This window comes from Oleiphilus sp. HI0123 (assembly GCF_001635315.1).
Map to the genome: position 1 here is coordinate 1 of NZ_LWGE01001293.1, position 3,241 is coordinate 3,241.

3 protein-coding genes are annotated in these 3,241 nt (G+C 44.1%); 2 read left to right on the plus strand and 1 reads right to left on the minus strand.

Annotated features, from left to right (window positions below; genetic code table 11):
- Together A3761_RS15620 and A3761_RS15625 are read left to right on the plus strand one after the other, a co-directional pair.
- Positions 1-1,977, plus strand: a 1,977-nt coding sequence (locus tag A3761_RS15620; protein WP_068750459.1) for an AarF/UbiB family protein, incomplete at its 5' end; no start/stop codon positions are given.
- An 8-nt stretch (positions 1,978-1,985) separates the two neighbouring features.
- Positions 1,986-2,741 (plus strand): pseudouridine synthase, encoded by a 756-nt coding sequence (locus A3761_RS15625; RefSeq protein ID WP_197470047.1) that lies wholly within the window; start codon positions 1,986-1,988, stop codon positions 2,739-2,741.
- A 4-nt stretch (positions 2,742-2,745) separates the two neighbouring features.
- Here A3761_RS15625 and A3761_RS15630 read toward each other — a convergent pair.
- Positions 2,746-3,241 (minus strand): gamma-glutamyltransferase (locus A3761_RS15630; protein WP_197473063.1); only part of this gene is annotated, 496 nt, incomplete at its 5' end.

A 3,241-nucleotide genomic window follows, 5' to 3' on the forward strand; every position in this document is an offset into this window, starting at 1 on the left:
TTTTCCGTATTTAAAGGGGCTGGCGACTTGGCGACGAGTAGTGTCGCGTTGCCAAAAGCCTTTGTGCCGATTGTGAAACTCTTGATGACAGAGCGCATGATCACTCAAGATGAATTAGCCGACGAACTCGATCTTTTATTCGAGCAGTTATATCTTCACCCGGTTTCATCTCACTCTAGGTCATTGACGGAGTACCTTCGAAAGTATCGTATTATCCCCAATGAAGAGTCGACAGAAAATCTTATTGGTTATGTCGTTAAGCAGGCGGTTCTGCGCAGCCCAGTCGATATTCCTGAAGTTGTTGTTGATGAGTTTTGGAGCTTCTTTCAAGAATTGATAGAATCGCCAGAGCTTAAAGGCGTTGTCGAGCTGAATCTGGATATTGTCCGTTCAGTCTTGCGTACATATGAGCCTTTGCTTCTGGATATCGTTAACAGCATTAAGCATATCCGAAAGATAAATCAGAAAACCTTGTCTGAAATAGTATTAAAGCTCCAGGTTTTGCGTGGCGACATACATATCCTTAAGCGACAGATAAAAGCTATTCGCTACATAAAACCCTTCCTGCAAACAGACCCAAAAGACTTTAAACAACAGGCAGAAATTGTTGCCAAAATGGTACGTGAGTTCGGCCCTTTGTTTATCAAAATGGCGCAGGTCGCCGCTGCAAACTCAGACTTCCTGCCTGAAGAAATCTCTAAAGAGTTAAAAGTATTCCAGGAAGATGTCGACCCGATGACGGCATCCGAGGTCTATCAAGCCTTTAATGAGGAGTTTGGTCAGAAGCCAGAATCCCGATATTTTGGTTTTGATGTCAATAACCCGATTAAATCCGGCTCAATTGGCTCAGTATTTGTTGCTAAGAAACCAATGCAGCATGGGGATGAAGAGGTTCTAGTCCCGGTCGTCGTAAAGGTGGCACGTCATAACCTAGAGCGTGAGTTTGCTATGGGTTCTCTGGCCATCGAGCTGATGCTTATCAGTAGTCAGTACTGGGCACCTCATAGTAAGTTGAGGCCGTTTTTGGCGGCAATGTCAGAACAGATAAAGGAATTTACCAAAGGCTTTGAGCAAGAGCTCGATTTTAAACATGAAGCAGAAATTCAAGACCGTTTCTATCAGCGGGCCCTGGCATCGCCAGTATGGTATGTACCGGGTTTATACGGTGCTACTGGACGCATCATTGAAATGGAATTCCTTCAGGATGCCATGGCGATAAACCAGGCGATAGATCGTTACCGTGGTAAGCGAAAGAAAAAGTTTCAGAGAAAACTTGCCGACAATTTCCTATACACCATGCTTGAACATCTTCTGATACACCAGGAGTTTCACGGAGATCTTCACCCTGGAAATGTGATGGTAGATCTCGATGCCAGGTTGTTCCTTATTGATTGGGGAAATGCCGTCGATATGCGTGGTAAGTGGGGAATGGTAGGTCGTTACCTGGCGTCGGTATTGAGTGGCGATGTTGATATGCTGACGATGACTCTTATTCAAATGAGTAAGGGCCAAAAAGGAAACCTGGAACGCTATGACGAGATTAAAACAGCGCTTGAAGAAACGTTGTTTAAAAAGAACGTTACCCCATTGGGTAGAGACTTTATGTTTCGCCTTTATGAAGAGGGGCAGGAAGGCTTGCGCCAGCGTTTACAGACTGCCTTGCATTTAATGTCTAATACCTATCAGCTTGATATGACCATTAAGAGCGATTATCTACACTTATCTAGATCTTTGTTTGCTATGGTCGGCACCTACAATAATCTTTATAAAGATATCTCTGGCTGGACAATGGCGAAAGATCTTGTTGCGGATGTAGCGATGTTTCCGCTTCGTTTTACTTATCACCGCATTGTTAGGCCGAATATTCTATCTGAGCCTGAAGATTCACCCTATGCTACGAATCATTTTGCTGCCCAAGAGCAATTAAAATCAAAAACGGCCCCTGTCGCGCCAATGTCTTTACTAGAAATTCAGTAGGCCGGCTGGTGAGTTCAGAAACTGATGAAAGCTTAATAACGCTATTTGAAGATGCTAATCTTCTTGCCGTTCATAAGCCAGCTGGTATCCCTTTTCACTGTGATGACCTACTTCAAGGGATTGTGCAAAAGGTTAGGCTTCAGTTCGAATCTGAGCAGCTTTTCCCTGTTCATCGCTTAGATAAAATGACTTCTGGATTGATGGTTTTCGCAAAGACTCAGGCCTCGAACAAAGCAATAAGTGAAATGCTCCAGAATAAAACCATCGAAAAGTACTATCTGGCACTGAGTACTAAGAAACCAGGTAAAAAGCAGGGGGCGGTTGCCGGTGATATGGTTAAAGGGCGTCGTGGTAGTTATTTGCTTCGTCGAGAAAAAACTAATCCTGCTGTGACTCGTTTTTTCGCCAAGGCGCTCGACCCGATGTTGAATAAAGATACTGAACTGAGCACGAAAGAAGGCTATTGGCTATTTGCATTAAAGCCAGAAACCGGTAAAACTCATCAGCTTCGTGTAGCCTTAAAGTCACTAGCGAGCCCAATTTTAGGTGACGAGCGCTATAGTGGTATGAAGGCTGATAGAGGCTATCTGCATGCTTATAAGATGTGCTTTGATTTGTTCGGACAGCGCTATGATATCACCGATGAGAACTTTCAAGGTGAAGCTTTTAGCCTCACAAGTTTAAGCGAAAGCAATGATTTTAGACTGCCTCAGAAGCTAAATTGGCCCAAGGCTGCTTTCAAGTTAGACAACAAGCAAACATAAGTATTTATTTTCCTAAGACAAGCCCTTCGCGACGCTTGTCTGCGCCGCCAAGCAAGCCTTGTTCAGTAAAGATCACCCCATGCAAGCCTGAGTTTAAATCTTTCACTTTTGTTTGGTAGCCCATGCCTTCAAAGACGTCTTTTAGTTTCTCTGCCGAGCTGTTTGCTTCGATATCCATCACACCAAAGCGATTAACTATATGCGCCTGATCAAAGGCTTCTTGTGGCGTCTTTTCCCAATCCAAAATTGCAATTAAGCTGTTGGCGACATAGTTAATAATGCGTGAACCGCCGGGTGAACCCAGAGCGACATAGGGCTGTTTGAGGCCATTGGTATCTTTTTTAAAGACGATGGTGGGTGCCATCGATGAACGCGGACGCTTACCTGGTTCAACACGGTTAGCAACGAGTTTTCCTTTATGGTGAGCCCTAAAGGAAAAGTCAGTGAGTTCGTTATTTAAAAGGAAGCCATTCACCATTAGTCTGGAACCAAAACCATTT